Here is a 15,447-nt window from a genome sequence, read left to right as displayed (position 1 = left end):
CCCCCACGCCCAGCTCGGCACGGCGCCACCGGCCGCTCCCCCGCGCCCGGTGGCGCTGGCGCGTGCCGGCGGCCACCCCGTGGGCGACCCGCGCCGCGCACGCCCCCGCGGTGCCCTCCTGCGCGGTCCCGGGCGCTTCTCCGCACCGGTGCGCGACGTTGTACTGGGCAGGGAAGGAGCCGGCCGTACGGGGCGGCTCCCCCAGGCCCGACCGGTCGGCGCGGCGCCCGCGCCGGGTAGCACGCCCAGCCGCCGTCGGACATCCCACCGTCGAGCGTCACGAGGGGCCACGATGCAGCGCATCGAGCTTTCCTATCCCACGGACTGGTGGCCGCCGGCCACCGCCCTGCCCACACCGGAGCAGTGCACCACCCTCCAGGACCACCTGGTGTCCTGGCTCACGGGGCACGGGCTGGCGCGCGCACCCGGCACCCTGGCCACGGTCCGCAGCACCAGCGCCGCGCGGGCGATCGTCTACTCCATGCCCGCCGCGCTCCCCGCCCGCCTCCCCACCGTCGTCCACTTCCTGGGCTGCTGGTTCCTGTACGACGACGCGGCCGAGGGCGCGGGCATCGACGGCCGGGAGACCGCCGCGGGCCAGGCACTCGCCGGCACGCTGGCCGTCGAACGCTGCCGGGACGACCAACTGCGCGCCTGGTGGGACCTCGGTCAGGAGTTCAGCCGCACCATGAGCCCGCGCTGGCGCGACCGCTTCGGCAAGCACTTCGAGGCGTGGATGTACGGGGTGGGGGACGAGGCGCTGCTGGCCAGGTCGGGCGGCGGCCAGCCGCCGCTGGCCGGGTACCTCGCGGTGCGCACCCAGACCATCGGGGTGGACGTGCTGGCCGACCTCGTCGAGTACGCGATGGACCGCGAGCTGTCCCCCGACTTCCTGGCCGACCCGTACGTACAGGAGTTGCAGCAGCTCGCCCGCACCCTGGCCACCATCGACAACGACCTGCACAGCATCAGCAAGGACCGGGGCAACGACTGGCTCAACGGGGTCTTCTCACTGGCGGACGAGCGGGACGTGCCCGAGTTGGCTGCCTGCCGCGAACTGGCCCGGCTGCACGCCGCCCAGGTGGCACGGTACGTGCTGGTGGAGTCGCGGCTGCGGACCCGCGTGGCGCCCGCGGACGCCTGGTGGCTCGGGGCGATGCGCCATCTGGTGACCGGACTCCTGCGCTGGACGCGGAGCGTGCCGCGGTACGCGCACGAGCACGCGTTGCCCGGCGGGACGACCTTGCACATCGATGCAGACCAGCCCGTCGGGTGAGACGCCGAGGGCAAGGCAGGGGCGTCCGCCGGTGCCACGGCACACGCCGGCGCGACGGGTTGCTGCGTACGAGCCGTACGAGCCGAGGCGACGGCGTGTGCCAGTGCCACGAGCGTTGCGTACGGGCAGACAGGGGCGGCGGCGCCCGCCGGGGTTACGGCGGCTGCCGGTGCGACGGGTACACGGCCCCGTCGCACCGGCGGGCGCATGGCGTCAGGCGGCGTCGGGGCCGACGTCCGCCGTGGTCAGCGGGCGGCGCAGCGGGGCCGTCGTCGCGTACTCGTCGGCGCCGATGTCACGGCGACTGCCGCGCTGGTGGCCGTCGATGTCCTCGGTGACGACGGGGCTCTTCAGCGTCGCGGCGCCGATCGCCGGGCTACCGGCCGACAGCCGGTACACGCCGTCGGACTCGCGACGGAGCCGCGGGTCGACCCGGGTGAAGCCACCGGCGGGGATGTTGCCGTTGGAGGCCGCGCCCCACAGGATGTTGCTGCGCCAGGTGAAACCGGTGGTCTTGTCCATGGCGACCAGTTGGCCCGCCTTGCCGACCAGCAGGTTGTCGGCGACGACCACGTTGCGCGGCTCGTAGGTCCGCGACTCGCCGGCCAGCGCGCCCTTCTTGTTGTCCACCAGGGTGTTGTGGGCGATCACCGCGCGGTCGCAGGCGTCGTTGCCGCGGCGCTGCTTCTCGGTCTCGCCCGCGTGGTGGTCCCGGGTGCTGCCGCTGCCGATCACCAGGCCGTGCCCGGAGAGTCCGCTGACGTAGTTGTTGACCAGCACGTGGTCGTTGCCGTACACGCGCAGCCCCTCACGGCCGCCGAGCAGGTAGTTGCCCTCCACCGTGGAACCGTTGCCGTGCCGGAGCACGATGCCGCCGCGGCTGTCGCGGATCGTGTTGTACCGGATGATGTTGTTCGATGACTTCACCGAGATGGTCTCGGGGTCGCCGTTGCACCGCTCGAACAGGTTGTGCTCCACGGTCGCGTGGGCCGCCGAGAGCGCTCGGCCGCTGAAGCCGATCCGGATCGGCTCGCCGCCGTTGTCGCCGGTGAAGCTGTGGTCGGAGAAGTGGTTCTTGACGACCTGGAGCCGCTGCGCCATGGCGTCGGCGCCCGGGCCGTCCACCACGATGAAGAGGCCGGCGGTGGTCTTGTGGTGGAAGCGGTTCCGGTCGATCTTGACGTCGTCGCCCCGCACCAGCACCCAGCTCAGCTTGGTGATGTCCGCGAACTGGAAGTCGTTGCGGGTCAGCCGGATGCGCGAGCAGTCCGCCGGAATCTCCAGCGTGGTGCTCTGCCGGAACGCGAATCCGCTGATCACGATGTTGGTCGACTTACTGAAGACGAAGCTGCGCTCGCCGCGCAGCACGACGCCGCCGCGCGAGGCCGCCACGATGGTGATCGGTGCGCTGGTGGTGCCGTTCTTGCCCGTCACCTTGATGGCGCTCTTGCCGGAGATGGTGTACGTGCCGTCGGCCACCACGATCCGGTCGCCGGGCACGGCTCGGTCGATCGCCTTCTGCAACGCGTCGACCGAGGTGACGGGCGCCTTCGGAGCGGCAGCGGCTGCGGTCGTGGCGGTCAGCGCGCTGGCCGGCAGCGCGGCGAACGCCGCGCCGAGCACGGTGCCGCTGAGAAACGTACGTCGTTGCATGATGCCTCCGGTGAAGAACGCGATACCACGCGCGGCGCCGCGTGCGGCCCTCGCCCGCGCCCCGGCCGGCCCGTGCGTCCGGCCGGTCGCACGGTGCGCGCCGGGGTGCTCGGCGGCCCACGGGGGCGGGGCCGCCGGGCCCCCGGCCGGGCAGCGGGCGAGCCGGGCGCGGTCGGGCGGGACGGCAGGGGTCGGGGAGGACTCCCGACGTGCCGTGGTCAATACGGTCTGCCGAGTTTCGCCCCCGCCTCTCACGTTCGGCTGGCGCGCCGCTAACGCGCCGCCGCCTTGCGTGTGACCAGGGCGTTGGTGGTACGGCCGGAGCGGCGGGGGCCAACCGCCGGCGGCCGGTGTCCGCCGTGTCCCGCTCCCCCGTCGTAGGTTCACGGGCGCGGCTCAGATCCGGGCTCGGTGACCCCCATGATCTCCGTGACCTCCGTGACCTCCGTGACCTCCGCCAGTCTGCGGCGCAGATGGGCGCGCTCGGGTTCGGTACCGGCCAGGGTCAGGGCCTTCCGGTAGGCAGCGGCGGCCTCGGGCAGCCGGCCGAGGCGCTGCAACAGGTCGCCGCGCGCGGTCGAGTAGGGGTGGTAGTCGCGAAGCTGCCGCTCCCCCACCAGGTCGTCCAGGAGGGTCAGGCCCGCCTGCGGGCCGTCGCGCATCGCCACCGCCACCGCCCGGTTGAACGCGACCACGGGAGAGGGCGTGAGCGCGAGTAGGACCTCGTAGAGCGCCACCACCTGCGGCCAGTCCGTGCTGGTCAGGTCGGGGGCCTCGGCGTGCAGGGCGGCGATGGCGGCCTGCACGCCGTACGCCCCCGGTGGCCCGCCGGTCAGGGCCGTCACCACCAGCGCGCTGCCCTCCTCGATCATCGGGCGGTCCCAGCGGGCACGGTCCTGGTCTTCGAGGAGGACGATCTCGCCTCCCGGGCCCGTACGCGCCGCGCGCCGCGCATGGACCAGCAGCATCAGCGCGAGCAGCCCGGTGACCTCGCGCTCGGCCGGCAGCAGTCGGTGCAGGATGCGGGCCAGCCGCAGGGCTTCGGTCGCCAGGTCCCACCGCTGGAGGTGCACGCCCGAACTGGCCGCGTACCCCTCGGTGAAGACCGAGTACACCACTTGGAGCACCCCGGGCAGACGCTCGGGCAGCTCGTCCGCGCCGGGCACCCGGAACGGGATGCGGGCCTCGCGGATCTTCTTCTTGGCCCGCACGATGCGCTGGGCCATCGTCGCCGGTGGGACGAGGAAGGCCCGTGCCACTTCGGGCGTGGACAGTCCGGCCAGGCAGCGGAGGGTCAACGCGATGCGGTCGTCGGCCGCGAGCGCGGGGTGGGCGCAGGTGAAGAACATCTGCAACCGCTCGTCGGGCAGCTCCCCTTCGGCGTCGGCCGCCGGGGCCGGATCGGAGCGGTCGGCCTCCACCTGCATCACGGCCAGCCGGGCCGCGTACGCCTGGTCGCGGCGCAGCCGGTCGACGGCCCGGCGTCGGGCCGTGGTGAGCAGCCAGGCCCCGGGCCGGTCCGGGACGCCGTCGACGGGCCAGCGCACCAGCGCCGCTTCGACGGCCTCGGAGGTGACCTCCTCGGCCAGGTCGAGGTCGCCGAACCGGCGGACGAGGGAGGCGAGCAGCCGGCCGCGCTCCTCCCGGAACACCGCTTCGACGGATGCGCGCGCAGGGGAGGGCCCGGGGGCGCCGGTCGGTGTGCCGGGCACGGCCCGCTGCTCGTCTCCCATGGCTCAGGCCCCGAAGTCGGCGATCGGGCGCACGACCATCGAGCCGCTGCCCCGGGCGCCGGGACAGCGGGCGGCCCAGTCCAGTGCGACGTCCAGGTCGGGCACGTCGATGACGTAGAAACCGCCGAGCACCTCACGCGCCTCCGCGAACGGGCCGTCCGTGACGGTCCGCTTGCCCGCCTCGTCAACGTGCACCGTGGTGGCGGTGACCAAGTCAGCCAGCGACTCCCCCGAGACGAAGATCCCGGCGTCGCGCACCTCCTTGTCGTACGCCATCCACTCCTCGACGGTGCATTCGGCGGCCCCACCGCCTTGGTCGATCGAGCCGGCGTTGATCAGCAGCATGTACTTCATGGTCACTCCCGTGCGGTTGAACTGTCGTGGTGCCCGGCGGGTCGCCGTACGTCTAGACGACGATCGGGGGGCCGCCCGATCGACACCGCCCCGGAAAAATCTTGGGCCTGCTCGTCCGCATACCGTGCCTGGCGGCCGGGGAGCTTGTCCCTCGCGGCATTTGAGCACCGGGCGGACCACGCCCACGGCCGCCGTCCCGTAAGAAGACACTCGCTTCACCCCGCTTCGCCGTCCCGACCCCGCCTTCGCTTTTTGCTTACCCTTGACACTCGCTTGGTAATCGCTTTACCGTCGGACGACGCAAGACCTTGCGTGATCATCCACCCCGTAGGTCACCTTTCTCGGAGGTCCACGATGGAAAAGTTGATCAAGAAGATGGCACGAGACGACGTCTGGCAGCGTTGGGTGGCCGCCAATTCGGCGGGCGCCGCCGCGAAGGACGGGTGCATCAGCGCGGCCCCCAAGTCCGGCTGCATCAGCGCGACCGCGAAGTCCGGCTGCATATCCTGAACGGCCGCTGACTGAACTGGCGGAGCGGGTCGGGGTGTGTGCCGCACACCACCCCGACCCGTCTCCCCCGCACCGCCAATCGCCCGGGCCCGCTCCGGGGTCGCCTCCGCCTAGCGCACACAAGGGTGCTCATCTCATGCAGGGTCAGCCGACGGCCGAGGTCGTCGCCCAGGTCAAGGACATTCCGATCTACCGCACATCGATCGAGCAGGGACACTTCCCCGTGCTCGACAAACCCGAGATCGCACGCGGCTTCCCGGACAACTGGATGACGCCCAGGCTCGCCGCCGCTCTGCGGTCCGGCGATGCGGAGTACGTGCTGTCCACCGGCACCAACCACGCCCGCATGCAGATCATCCGGCCCCCGTACTTCCTGCTCCACTCCTACTACCGACTGTGGAGCGAGCACCCCGACATCGCCGTCACCTGGGAGCAGGGCTGCCAGCGCGTCTCGCTCACCACGGTGTTGGCCACCGAGCACGTCGCGCGGGTGAACGCGCGCAAGCGCGGGGGGCAGCCTGACCCGCTGCCCGGCCTGGCCGACCGGCGGCTGGACAGCCGCACGGTGTACGTCAACCTCACCCTCGATCCGGCACGGTGGCAGCGCGCGGACGTCATCCGCATGCTCGACGAGATCGAGGAGACCCGCCGGACCCACCCGGAGGGCCACTATCACCTGGACTGCTCCAGCTACCACCTGGCGCACCTGGTGCTCAAGACCCGGCAGTGGGGGTTGTGGGAGGAGTTCCCGCACCCCGCCAGCATCGTGCACGCCTATGAGTACACCCCGGGGAACGTCCGCCGCTTCCTGCACGAGCACTTCACCTGCCCGATCATCGACCTGTTCGGCAGCACCGAGCTCGGCTACCTCTACTACAGCGACCGACAGGGCCGGTACCACCCCTACCTCGACCAGATGAGCGTCGAGTTGCATCCGGTCGCCCCGGGCAGCCAGCTCTTCGGCCTCATCGTGTCGAGCGTGCGCAACCCGTACATGCCGCTGATCCGCTACCGCTCCGGAGACTGCGTCCGCACCGCGGACGGTTCACCTGACCCGAGCCGCATCACCCGATTCTGCGGCCGGGAGAAGGAGTTGCTCACGCCTGGTGCGTCGGCCGGCTCCGCAGAGCCCATCGCCCAGGGCGACCTCGACCAGTGCATCAGCGCCAGCGCCCCGGGCGTCTTCCTGCACCAGCTCCAGGTGTTGGACGACCGGTCGGCCAAGCTGCGGTTCACGACCTTCGACGGCCTGGCCCTCGACGCACCGCAGGCCGACGCCCTGGCCACCGCCGTGGGCGAACTGATCGGCCGCCGCTGCCAGATAGCGCACGGCAACCACCTGCCCATCGGCACCTCCGGCAAGTACGCCTGGCTGGCCAAGGACTGACCCGGCCCCGGCCCACCGACCCTCCGCAGGGGGAGAACCATGACCACCCAGCACCCCTTACCCACCGCGCGGACCACCGCGCCGACCGCCGACGGCCTGAGGCAGTTACTCGGCCAGGAGCTGCACGCCGAAGTGGTGGCGCACTTCACCGAAGCGGGCAGGCAGCCACAGCGCCTGGTGGAGCGTCAGGTCACCGAGTGCCTGCGCTACCTCTACCTGGTGTCACGCCACCGCGATCGGCTCAGCGGATTGTTCCTCCCCGTCGAGCAGGACATCGACGAGATCTGGCACTACCTCATCCTCCAGACCCGCGAGTACCGCGCGCTGTGCGAGGACCGGTTGCCCGGACGGTTCTTCATCCACCACCGCAGCGTCGGCTACGACACCTATCAGCGCGAGCCCGGCCGGGAGCAGGCCGTGGAAGAGGCGCTGCGCTGGATTCCGCTCTACTGCCGGGAGTTCGGCCCCTTCGACGAGGAGGCCGTCCCCCACTGGACGATCGTGCGCTTCCTCCACCACCAACTCGACATGTCGCTGGAGGAGATAGCCGCGCTCGCGTCGCCGGAACCGGCCTGACGGGCGGAAAATCCGGCCGGGCGGGGAGGGGCGCGGCCGGGCGACTCGCCCTCGCCCGCTCCCCGCTGAATCCGAAACCGAAACCGCTACCGCCGCCATGCATAGGGGGCGCGGCTGCCCGGGCCCCGCATCCGGGCGGCGGGGACGCCCCATGGGGTGGTGCTGGGCACAGCACGAATCGCGCCGAGCTGTGCCGGCCCGCGCTGACCCCGGGGCGGGCTGACCCCGGGACGGGCTGACCCCGGAGCAGGCCGTGCCGGTCCGTATCAGCCCCTGTCGCCCCGTACCGCCTCCGGCCATGCCCGCCGCCGATCAGGGCTGGTCAGGGGTGAGATAGGGGTGACCAGCCCTGATCGGGACTGCGGGACTGAGGGACTGCGGGACTGGCGATCACGCCTCGGTCGGCGGACGTTTCCACGGCTGCATGCCGCCGTAGGCGCGACCGATGAGGGCCACCCAGCGGTGCACCGAGTCCTCGATCGGGGCGAAGGGGCCGGGCCGGTAGTGCGGCGAGGTGAGCCCGCGCTGGACGGACTCGCAGGCCGACCAGTCCTGCTCGTTGATGCGGTGCCAGAAGTCCACGGGGCTGTCCTCGATCGCCCCGTCCAGGGTGTACCAGAAGCACTCGACCCTGGAGTGCCCGGGAGAGGTGGGGGTGAGCTGATGGATCAGCACGTAGTCGGGGTGGAGCGAGATGAGCAGGTTGGGGGCGAGCGCGGCGTAGAAGACCTTCCGCAGGTCGACGCCGGGCAAGATCGGTGCCCCGGCCCGCCCGTCCATCGACATGGTCTGGGCGCCCTCCTCCAGGTCCATGGTGCCGCCGACCCAGGCGCCGGGTTCGTCGGCGAAGTACTCGGCGCTGTTGGGCGGGGCGACGTAGCTGAGCTCGGGGTGGATGTGCGGGCAGTGGTAGCACTCCTGGTAGTTCTCGACGATGACCTTCCAGTTCGCGGCCACCTCGTACGCACGGCTCGCGGCGAGCTTCAGCCGCTCGGGTGCGTACGGCGCGACGTAGCCCGCGAGCGAACCCAGGTACTCGGCGAAGGGTGCGGCGTCGGCGCTGGCGTTGACGAAGATCCAACCGTGCCAGACCTCGGCCGGCAGCTCGATCAGCCCGTGGTCGGTGGGCAGTTCGGGGAACCTGGGCGCGGTGCGCAGCGCGCCGTCCATGGTGAACGTCCAGGCGTGGTAGGGGCAGTGCACCACGCGCTTGGCCGACGAGGTGCCGCCGGCCAGCAGCTCGTGGCCGCGGTGCCGACAGGTGTTGGCGAAGGCGGCGATGCGGTCGCCGTCCCTGGTCAGCAATACGGGAACGGTGCCCACCTGGCGGGCGTGCTGGGTGGTGCCATCGGTGAAGATGTCGTCCACCCTGCCGAGACAGCTCCAGGTGCCGGCGAACAGGTGCCGCTGTTCCCAGGCGAACACCTCGGGGGCGGTGTAGGCCGCCGCGGGGAGCATGGCCGACTCCCCGAACGGGCCCGTCACGTTCTCCAGTTCGTCGAGCGGCAGTGGCGCGTGCGGCCAATCGGCCGGTGTGGTCATGGTCATCAGGCGTCCCCTCCGGCAGTCGGGCGAGCGAAATCTCGATGGTGCGGTGCGGGGTTCCCGCTGGCTGTGCTGCTTCCTTTGGGGCCGGGCCACCTCCGGGCCGTGCCGCCGGCCCCGCGCCCGCTGGCGGCGCGCGCCGGACCCCCGCCACAACCACCGTGCGGCAGCGGCCCCACCCTCGGCAACGGCGCCACCGCCGACACCGGCTGGAGCCGTGGCAGCGGCGGGGTCACGGGCGGGGGTCCTGGCGGGCGGTGCGGGCCGGGTCGCGTTCGATGACCGGCTGGAGCACGGCGTCGATCTGCGCCGACAACTCGCCGTCCAGGACGACTCCGGAGACCGCGCTGTTCTCGATGAGTTGTTTGGGGTGGGAGGCCCCGACGATCGCGGCGGCGACCTGCGGGTTCTGCAACGTCCAGGCCACCGCGAGCTGCGCCATCGTCAGCCCGGCCGCATCGGCCACCGGCCGCAGCCGCTGCACCCGGCTCAGCACCTCGTCGCGCAGGAAGGGGCGCACCCAGTCGCGCCCCTCATCGTCCGCGGCGCGCGACCCCACCGGCGGCTCGCCCCCGGGCAGGTACTTGCCGGTCAGCACTCCCTGGGCGATCGGCGACCAGATGATCTGCCCGATGCCGAGTTCGGCACAGGCCGGGACCACCTCGGATTCGATGACCCGCCACAGCATGGAGTACTGCGGCTGGTTGGCGATGAGGGGGATGCGCAGCTCCCTGGCCAGCCGGTGTGCGACGCGGATGTCGTCGGCGGGCCATTCGGAAACCCCGATGTAGCGGGCCTTGCCGGACCGCACCACGTCGTAGAACGCCTCCATCGTCTCCTCGATGGGCGTCTGAACGTCGTACTGGTGCGCCCAGTAGATGTCCACGTAGTCGGTGCGCAACCGACGCAGTGATCCGTCGATGGAGTCCAGGATGTGTTTGCGGGACAGACCGCGGTCGTTGGGCCCGGGGCCGGTCGGCCAGTACACCTTGGTGCAGATCTCAAGTCCGGCCCGCCGCTCCCCGGCCAGCGCCCGGCCCAGCACCTCTTCGGCACGGGTATCGGCGTACATGTCGGCGGTGTCGAAGGTGGTGATGCCCAGGTCGAGCGCCGTCCGGACGCAGGAGGTCGCGGTGGGTTCGTCGATCTGGTGGCCGTGGGTGAGCCAGTTGCCGTACGCGATCTCGCTGACCATCAGGCCGCTGGTTCCGACGTGCCGGTGTTCCATCACTTCTCCTCGAACGCGTCGCCCCACGCCGGGCGAACTTCGGTCAGGACGCCCGCTCGGCGTGGGGCGCGGGCAGGAAGCCGGAGTCGACGAGGTACTTCACGTACCGGTCGAGCAGCGGGCCGTCGATGTCGGGGCAGTCGATGCCCGATGTGGCCAGGGCGCGCGCGGTGTGGCGCTGGTCGTAGCGGTAGTCGTCGAGTTGGAGCGATTCGACGGCCGCGCTGACCAGGACCAGCGTCGCCTGTACCGAGCTGACCCGGCCCGTGGCCCCGCCGCCGGGGGCGAGGGCGGGCGCCGCGGCATCTGCTGCGGGCTCGGTGGCGGACTCGGCGGCGGACTCGGCGTGCTGGTGCAGCCGGCGCACCCACTCCGCGTACGGCACGGGGTCGATGCGGTGGCCGGCCGCCCGGAGGCGGTCGGCGATGGCGTCGATCCGGACGGTGCCCGTGCTGGTCAGGTTGAACTCGCCGCCGATGGACTCCGGGCGCAGCGCGAGGTGGACGTAGGCGCGGGCGACGTAGTCGACCGGCACCAGGTTGACCTCCGTCCAGTCGGCGCCGGCGTCCGGCACCGCGCCGACCTCCACACAGGCCCTGATGTAGTGCCACAGGCCGTCGTCGCCGCCGACCGCGCCGGTCGCGGTGTGCCCGCCGATCTGCGCGGGCCGGTACACCGCCGAGGGAACGCCGCGCACGCGCGCGATGCGCAGCATCTCCTCCCCCACCCACTTGGTGCACACGTAGCCCTCGCCGGGCATCTCCTCGGGGTCGACCCTGCGGTGTTCCGCCAGCGGCTCCGGGTTGTCGCCCGTCCCGATCAGCACGCTGGTCGCGGAGACGTAGTGCAGCGGCTTGACCCGCCGGTGCGCCGCGAGCCGCAGCAGTTCCCGGGTCCCGCCGACGTTGGTCGCCCGCAGCCGGTCGTACGCGTCGACCAGGTTGACCCGGGCGCCGTTGTGCAATACCAGGTCGACCTGTTCGGCCAGTGTGTCGAACTGCGGTTGGGTCAGCCCGCACAGCGGTTTGCCGAGGTCCGCGGCGATGGCCACGATGCGGTCGGGGGCGAGGTCCGCGGCGAGACCGTAGCCGCGCAGGCTCGCGTGCACCCGGGCGGTGGCCTCGGCGTCGTCGCCCGCGCGCACCAGGCAGTGGATGCGGGCGTCGGTGCGGTCGAGGAGTTCCCGCAGGACGAACGAGCCGAGGAAGCCGGTCGCCCCGGTGAGCAGGACGTGGCGCGGGGCGCGGACCCGGTCCGCGTCCAGCGGCTGACTGCTCGCGGTCGTGATGTCCGGGTCCAAGAACGCCTCCGCGACGAGGTCCACCCGCGCGGTGGGTTCCGTACCGGAGTCCGGTCGGGTGAGCAGGTCGGCGAGGGCGGCCACGGTCGGCCGGTTGAAGATCTCGTGGACCGGCAGGTCGATGCCGGTGCGCTGACGGACCTCGCTGGCCAGCCGAACCGCGAGGATGCTGTTGCCGTACAGCTCGAAGAAGTCGTCGTCGACGCCCACCTGCGGCACGCCGAGCACATGGCTGAACAGTTCGCGCAGCAGTTCCTCGGTCGCGTTGCCCGGAGCGCGCCCCGCCCCGTCGGTGGCAAGCCGGGGCGCCGGCAGCGCCGCCCGGTCGAGCTTGCCGTTGGTGGTCAACGGCAGCGCGTCCAACTGGACGAAGGCGGCCGGGACCATGTAGTCGGGCAGCGTCTTGGCCAGGTGGCTGCGGAGCGACGCGGTGGGCAGGCCGGCCGCGCTGACCGCCATCGGGGCGTTGGCGTACGCGGTGAGCGGGGCGGTCGCCGCACTGGCCGGCCGGTAGAGGTCGGCGAGGACCGGCAGCCGTGGTCCGTCGGCTGGGACCAGGACGCAGTCGAAGCTGCCGTCGGCCGACCCGGAGTAGGTGAGCAGCGCCCGGTGGCCGAGCCGTTCGGCGTGTTGCCGCAGCTCTTCGGGGTCGACGCCGCGCGCGCCTGCGTGCAGTGCGGCCAGTACCGTCGGCAGGTCCGCGCCCGCCACCAGGTGCTCGGCCGCGGTCGTCTCGTTGATGATGCGCGCGTTGGGTATTCCGGTGACGCGCAGGGGCGTCCCGGTGGCTTCCGCGAGTCGGGGGGCGAGCTGGTCGAGGGTGTCGACGTCTTCGCCCCAGCGCAGTTCCGGCAGCTCGCCCAGGGTCTGGTGCTGGCCGGACCGCTTGTGCAGGACGACGTCGTACCGGTAGCGGGTGAACTCGTTGTGGTGCCGGCCGGGCTTGAGGCGGATGTCCGCGGCGGCGGCCGGTTCGAGCCGGTCGACGAGGGCGAGGAAGAACTCGGGGTGGAGCATGAGGTCCTTCTCCAGCGCCAGCGCGTGGTCGACGCTGCGCCGTACCTCGTCCGCGTCCGCCCGGGCGTCGAAGCGGTGCAGTTGGATGGCGGTCTTCAGACTCCGGAGCAGGCCGAGGTGGCGGACGTCCCCGACGAAGACGACGCCGCCGGGCCGGATGAGGTCCAGGGCGTTGGTCAGTACGCGGACCAGGTAGTCGACGGTCGGGAAGTGCTGGATGACGGAGTTGATGACGACCAGGTCGAAGAAGTCCTTGGGCAGCCCGTCCAGGTTGTCCGCCGGCTGACAGCGCAGCTCGACCTTGTCGGCCAGGGCAGTGTCGCGGGCCACCTGGGCGCGCAGGCTGTCGATGACGGGGGCGGAGAAGTCCGTGCCCCAGTACGCCTCGCAGCTCGGCGCCACCCGGGCGAGGGTGAGCCCGGCGCCCACCCCGATGTCCAGGACGCGGCGGGCGCGCAGCTCCCTGATCCGTTCCGCGGTGTCGTCCTGGATCTCGGTGAGCTGCTCCATCGGCAGCAGGCGCCCGTCGTAGCTGCTCTTCCACACCCCGAAGTCCTGGCCCAGCGGGGGCGGCGCGGTCTCGGTCTCGGTCTCGGCGCCGGTGTAGACCGAGTCGTACACCTGCTGCCACTCCTCGACCTTCTCGCGGGCCGCCGCCTCGGACTCCACCTGGCCGGCCGGCACCACGTACGCCACCAGTTGGTGGTCGCCCGGCCGGTCCTCGCGGACCATGACGGCGGCCTGGCCGACCAGCGGATGGTCGGTGACCGCGCTCTCCACCTCACCGAGTTCGATGCGGTGGCCGCGGAGCTTGACCTGGCGGTCGGCCCGGCCGACGAACTCCAGGTCGCCGGCGGCCGTCACGCGCACCAGGTCGCCGGTGCGGTACATCCGGCCGCCGCGCGGGTCGAACGGGTTGGTGACGAAGCGCTCCTCGGTCAGCGCGGGCCGGTTGAGATAGCCGCGCGCGACGCCGGCGCCGGCGATGTACAGCTCGCCGACCTCGCCCTGTGGTACGGCGGCGCCGTCGGCGTCGAGCACGTGGACCGCGGTGCCCGCGAGCGGGCGCCCGATCGGTGGCGGTCCACTGACCTCGCGCAGCGGTGCGATGGTCGACCAGACGGTGGTCTCGGTCGGCCCGTACAGGTTCACCACCTCGCGGCCGAGGGCGAGCATCGCGCTGGCGACCGCGGGCGGCAGCGCCTCGCCGCCGACCAGCATGCGCAGCCCGCGCAGGCTGTCCGGGATCTGTTCGACGAGCATGCCCCACCAGGTCGGGGTGCCCTGGGCGAGGGTCACGCCGTGGCGCAGGAGTGCCGCCACGGTCGCCGGTTCCCGGTTGGCCCCGGCCGGCGCGAGCACGATGCCGGCGCCCCGGATCAGCGGCAGGAAGAGTTCCACGCCGGACATGTCGAAGCCGAGCACCGAGGTGGCCAGCATCCGGTCCGTGGGCTTGAGGTCGAGACGTTCTCCGAGGTCGGTGAGGAGGTTGACGAGGTTGCCGTGGGTGACGACGACGCCCTTGGGCCTGCCGGTGGAGCCCGAGGTGTAGATGACGTAGATCGGGTGGTCGGCGTGGAGCGGTGTGCTGCGCTCCGCGTCGCGCAGGTCGCCGGCGGGCCCCTCGGTGTCGGCGGCGCCCCGGGCGAGTTCTTCGAGGGTCGCGGTCGGTACGGCGGCGTCGGCGAGCCCGGCCGGGACCGCACCCGCGGCCACAAGCGCCAGCGCGGGGCGCACCTCGGCGACCATGAACGCGACCCGCTCGGCCGGGTGGTGGGGGTCGATCGCGAAGTACGCGGCGCCCGCCTTGAGCACCGCGAGGAGCGCCACGACCATCTCTTCGGTACGCGGCAGCGCGATCGCCACGAAGTCCTCGGGTCCGATGCCGCGTGCCACCAGGGCGCGGGCCAGTCGACTGGCTGAGGAGTTGAGCTCGGCGTAGGTGTACGTGTCGTCTCCCACGAGCAGCGCCACCGCGCCAGGACTCGTTTCAGCACACGCCTCGAACAGCACCGGTAACGTCGTCCGCGAAACGCTCACAACAGGGGCCTCCGTCCGTGATACCCAGGAGCGATTTCAGCAACAGCGCAGCCTCGACCCGTTGCGGGCTCAACATCTTTCCCCGGCGGATCACCTGGCAGCGAGCGTACCCAGCATCGATCGCACTGCAACAGGCCACCGGCACAGTCCATCAAGTACTCATTCCCGCGACCCGACCGCGCTTTTCGGACAGGGTGCTGACCCTGCATTTAGCAGCGAAATAGACCGGCCCTTCGGCGGGAATTTCTGTTTCCGTGAAGATCGACAAGTGGAGGCGGCGCTTTTCTGTTTCACGGTCGGCGGCACGGGCGGGGGACGGGTCGCTCGTACACGATCGGCGCGCCGGCGTGCCCTGCCCGTCCCGCCAGGCCGCACCGGATCGGCGGCACCGCTCCCCCAGGCGCGTCGGCCACCTGCCGGCTCGCCCACCGGAGCACCGGCCGGACTCCGCGCGGGCTCCGGGCGTTCGGGCGAAACGCCTGGCGCGGGACTCGCCCACCACGCTCACCGCCTTCCACATACACGCCGGCGACCAGTAGTTTCCTGGCCCGAGCCAGCCGTGCGCCGCGACCTTGGGGACGCCGGTCACATCGCTCCGTCCCCGCGCATCGGCCGGGCGGTCCGCATCGCCAGGGCGACTCTCCCGCCGTCGGCGCACGTCCGGTCGACGCCCGGGCCGCTGTTCCCCGTACGCCGCACGAGAGCAAGAGTCGACGCCTTTCGCAGCGGCCTACCGGGGCTCGCCGAGGCCGGGGACATCGAATCTCCCCAGCGCACGCGGAACCTTCCGGCAGCTCTTCCGGAATCCCTTTCAGCATCGGAAAGTCT

The 15,447-nt window shown here is 71.9% G+C and carries 10 protein-coding genes; 4 read left to right on the top strand and 6 right to left on the bottom strand.

The features are described 5' to 3' along the window. Positions 1-292: 292 nt before the first annotated feature. Positions 293-1,276: a terpene synthase family protein gene (locus tag ACMA1D_RS05725; RefSeq protein WP_414722761.1), complete on the top strand. Its 984-nt coding sequence runs from the start codon at positions 293-295 to the stop codon at positions 1,274-1,276. A gap of 213 nt (positions 1,277-1,489) precedes the next feature. Here ACMA1D_RS05725 and ACMA1D_RS05720 read toward each other — a convergent pair whose 3' ends face one another. The 3 genes from ACMA1D_RS05720 to ACMA1D_RS05710 all read right to left on the bottom strand — a co-directional run bounded on the left by ACMA1D_RS05720 (position 1,490) and on the right by ACMA1D_RS05710 (position 5,016). Beyond that, a complete protein-coding gene (locus ACMA1D_RS05720; protein ID WP_414722760.1) occupies positions 1,490-2,929 on the bottom strand; it encodes a polysaccharide lyase 6 family protein in 1,440 nt (479 codons plus the stop codon). 383 nt (positions 2,930-3,312) lie between these two features. Then, positions 3,313-4,662 (bottom strand): RNA polymerase sigma factor, encoded by a 1,350-nt coding sequence (locus ACMA1D_RS05715; protein WP_414722759.1) that lies wholly within the window; start codon positions 4,660-4,662, stop codon positions 3,313-3,315. Positions 4,663-4,665: 3 nt separating this feature from the next. After that, entirely contained in the window at positions 4,666-5,016 is a 351-nt protein-coding gene (locus tag ACMA1D_RS05710) for a YciI family protein (RefSeq protein ID WP_414722758.1), read from the bottom strand. A 354-nt stretch (positions 5,017-5,370) separates the two neighbouring features. Between ACMA1D_RS05710 and ACMA1D_RS05705 the strand changes: the two genes are divergently transcribed. The 3 genes from ACMA1D_RS05705 (at position 5,371) to ACMA1D_RS05695 (ending at position 7,489) form a co-directional block, all read left to right on the top strand. Beyond that, positions 5,371-5,526, top strand: a complete 156-nt coding sequence (locus ACMA1D_RS05705; RefSeq protein WP_414722757.1) for a hypothetical protein — start codon at positions 5,371-5,373, stop codon at positions 5,524-5,526. Positions 5,527-5,662: 136 nt separating this feature from the next. Continuing rightward, positions 5,663-6,913 carry a hypothetical protein gene (locus ACMA1D_RS05700; RefSeq protein ID WP_414722756.1) on the top strand — a complete coding sequence of 417 codons (1,251 nt, stop codon included), beginning with the start codon at positions 5,663-5,665 and terminating at the stop codon, positions 6,911-6,913. A 39-nt stretch (positions 6,914-6,952) separates the two neighbouring features. Then, complete coding sequence (locus ACMA1D_RS05695) at positions 6,953-7,489, top strand: hypothetical protein (RefSeq protein ID WP_414722755.1); 537 nt, start codon at positions 6,953-6,955, stop codon at positions 7,487-7,489. Positions 7,490-7,879: 390 nt separating this feature from the next. On the opposite strand, the gene ACMA1D_RS05690 is transcribed toward ACMA1D_RS05695, so the two are convergent. The 3 genes from ACMA1D_RS05690 to ACMA1D_RS05680 all read right to left on the bottom strand — a co-directional run bounded on the left by ACMA1D_RS05690 (position 7,880) and on the right by ACMA1D_RS05680 (position 14,619). Beyond that, positions 7,880-9,037, bottom strand: coding sequence for an aromatic ring-hydroxylating oxygenase subunit alpha (locus ACMA1D_RS05690; RefSeq protein WP_414722754.1), 1,158 nt, complete (start codon positions 9,035-9,037; stop codon positions 7,880-7,882). Between the two features lie 229 nt (positions 9,038-9,266). Beyond that, positions 9,267-10,262, bottom strand: coding sequence for an aldo/keto reductase family protein (locus ACMA1D_RS05685; protein ID WP_414722753.1), 996 nt, complete (start codon positions 10,260-10,262; stop codon positions 9,267-9,269). A gap of 43 nt (positions 10,263-10,305) precedes the next feature. Further along, complete coding sequence (locus tag ACMA1D_RS05680) at positions 10,306-14,619, bottom strand: amino acid adenylation domain-containing protein (protein ID WP_414722752.1); 4,314 nt, start codon at positions 14,617-14,619, stop codon at positions 10,306-10,308. Positions 14,620-15,447: the final 828 nt, after the last annotated feature.

Source organism: Streptomyces sp. 796.1 (genome assembly GCF_047525675.1).
Taxonomy (GTDB): domain Bacteria; phylum Actinomycetota; class Actinomycetes; order Streptomycetales; family Streptomycetaceae; genus Streptomyces.
The sequence above is the reverse complement of the archived record's forward strand: the minus strand, read 5'-3'. Positions and strand labels throughout refer to the sequence as shown.

Coding starts and splice junctions, on each gene's coding strand:
- ACMA1D_RS05690 (WP_414722754.1), bottom strand. CDS start 9,037: ATGACCATGACCACACCGGCCGATTGGCCGCACGCGCCACTGCCGCTC.
- ACMA1D_RS05715 (WP_414722759.1), bottom strand. CDS start 4,662: ATGGGAGACGAGCAGCGGGCCGTGCCCGGCACACCGACCGGCGCCCCC.
- ACMA1D_RS05720 (WP_414722760.1), bottom strand. CDS start 2,929: ATGCAACGACGTACGTTTCTCAGCGGCACCGTGCTCGGCGCGGCGTTC.
- ACMA1D_RS05705 (WP_414722757.1), top strand. CDS start 5,371: ATGGAAAAGTTGATCAAGAAGATGGCACGAGACGACGTCTGGCAGCGT.
- ACMA1D_RS05725 (WP_414722761.1), top strand. CDS start 293: ATGCAGCGCATCGAGCTTTCCTATCCCACGGACTGGTGGCCGCCGGCC.
- ACMA1D_RS05710 (WP_414722758.1), bottom strand. CDS start 5,016: ATGAAGTACATGCTGCTGATCAACGCCGGCTCGATCGACCAAGGCGGT.
- ACMA1D_RS05685 (WP_414722753.1), bottom strand. CDS start 10,262: ATGGAACACCGGCACGTCGGAACCAGCGGCCTGATGGTCAGCGAGATC.
- ACMA1D_RS05700 (WP_414722756.1), top strand. CDS start 5,663: ATGCAGGGTCAGCCGACGGCCGAGGTCGTCGCCCAGGTCAAGGACATT.
- ACMA1D_RS05695 (WP_414722755.1), top strand. CDS start 6,953: ATGACCACCCAGCACCCCTTACCCACCGCGCGGACCACCGCGCCGACC.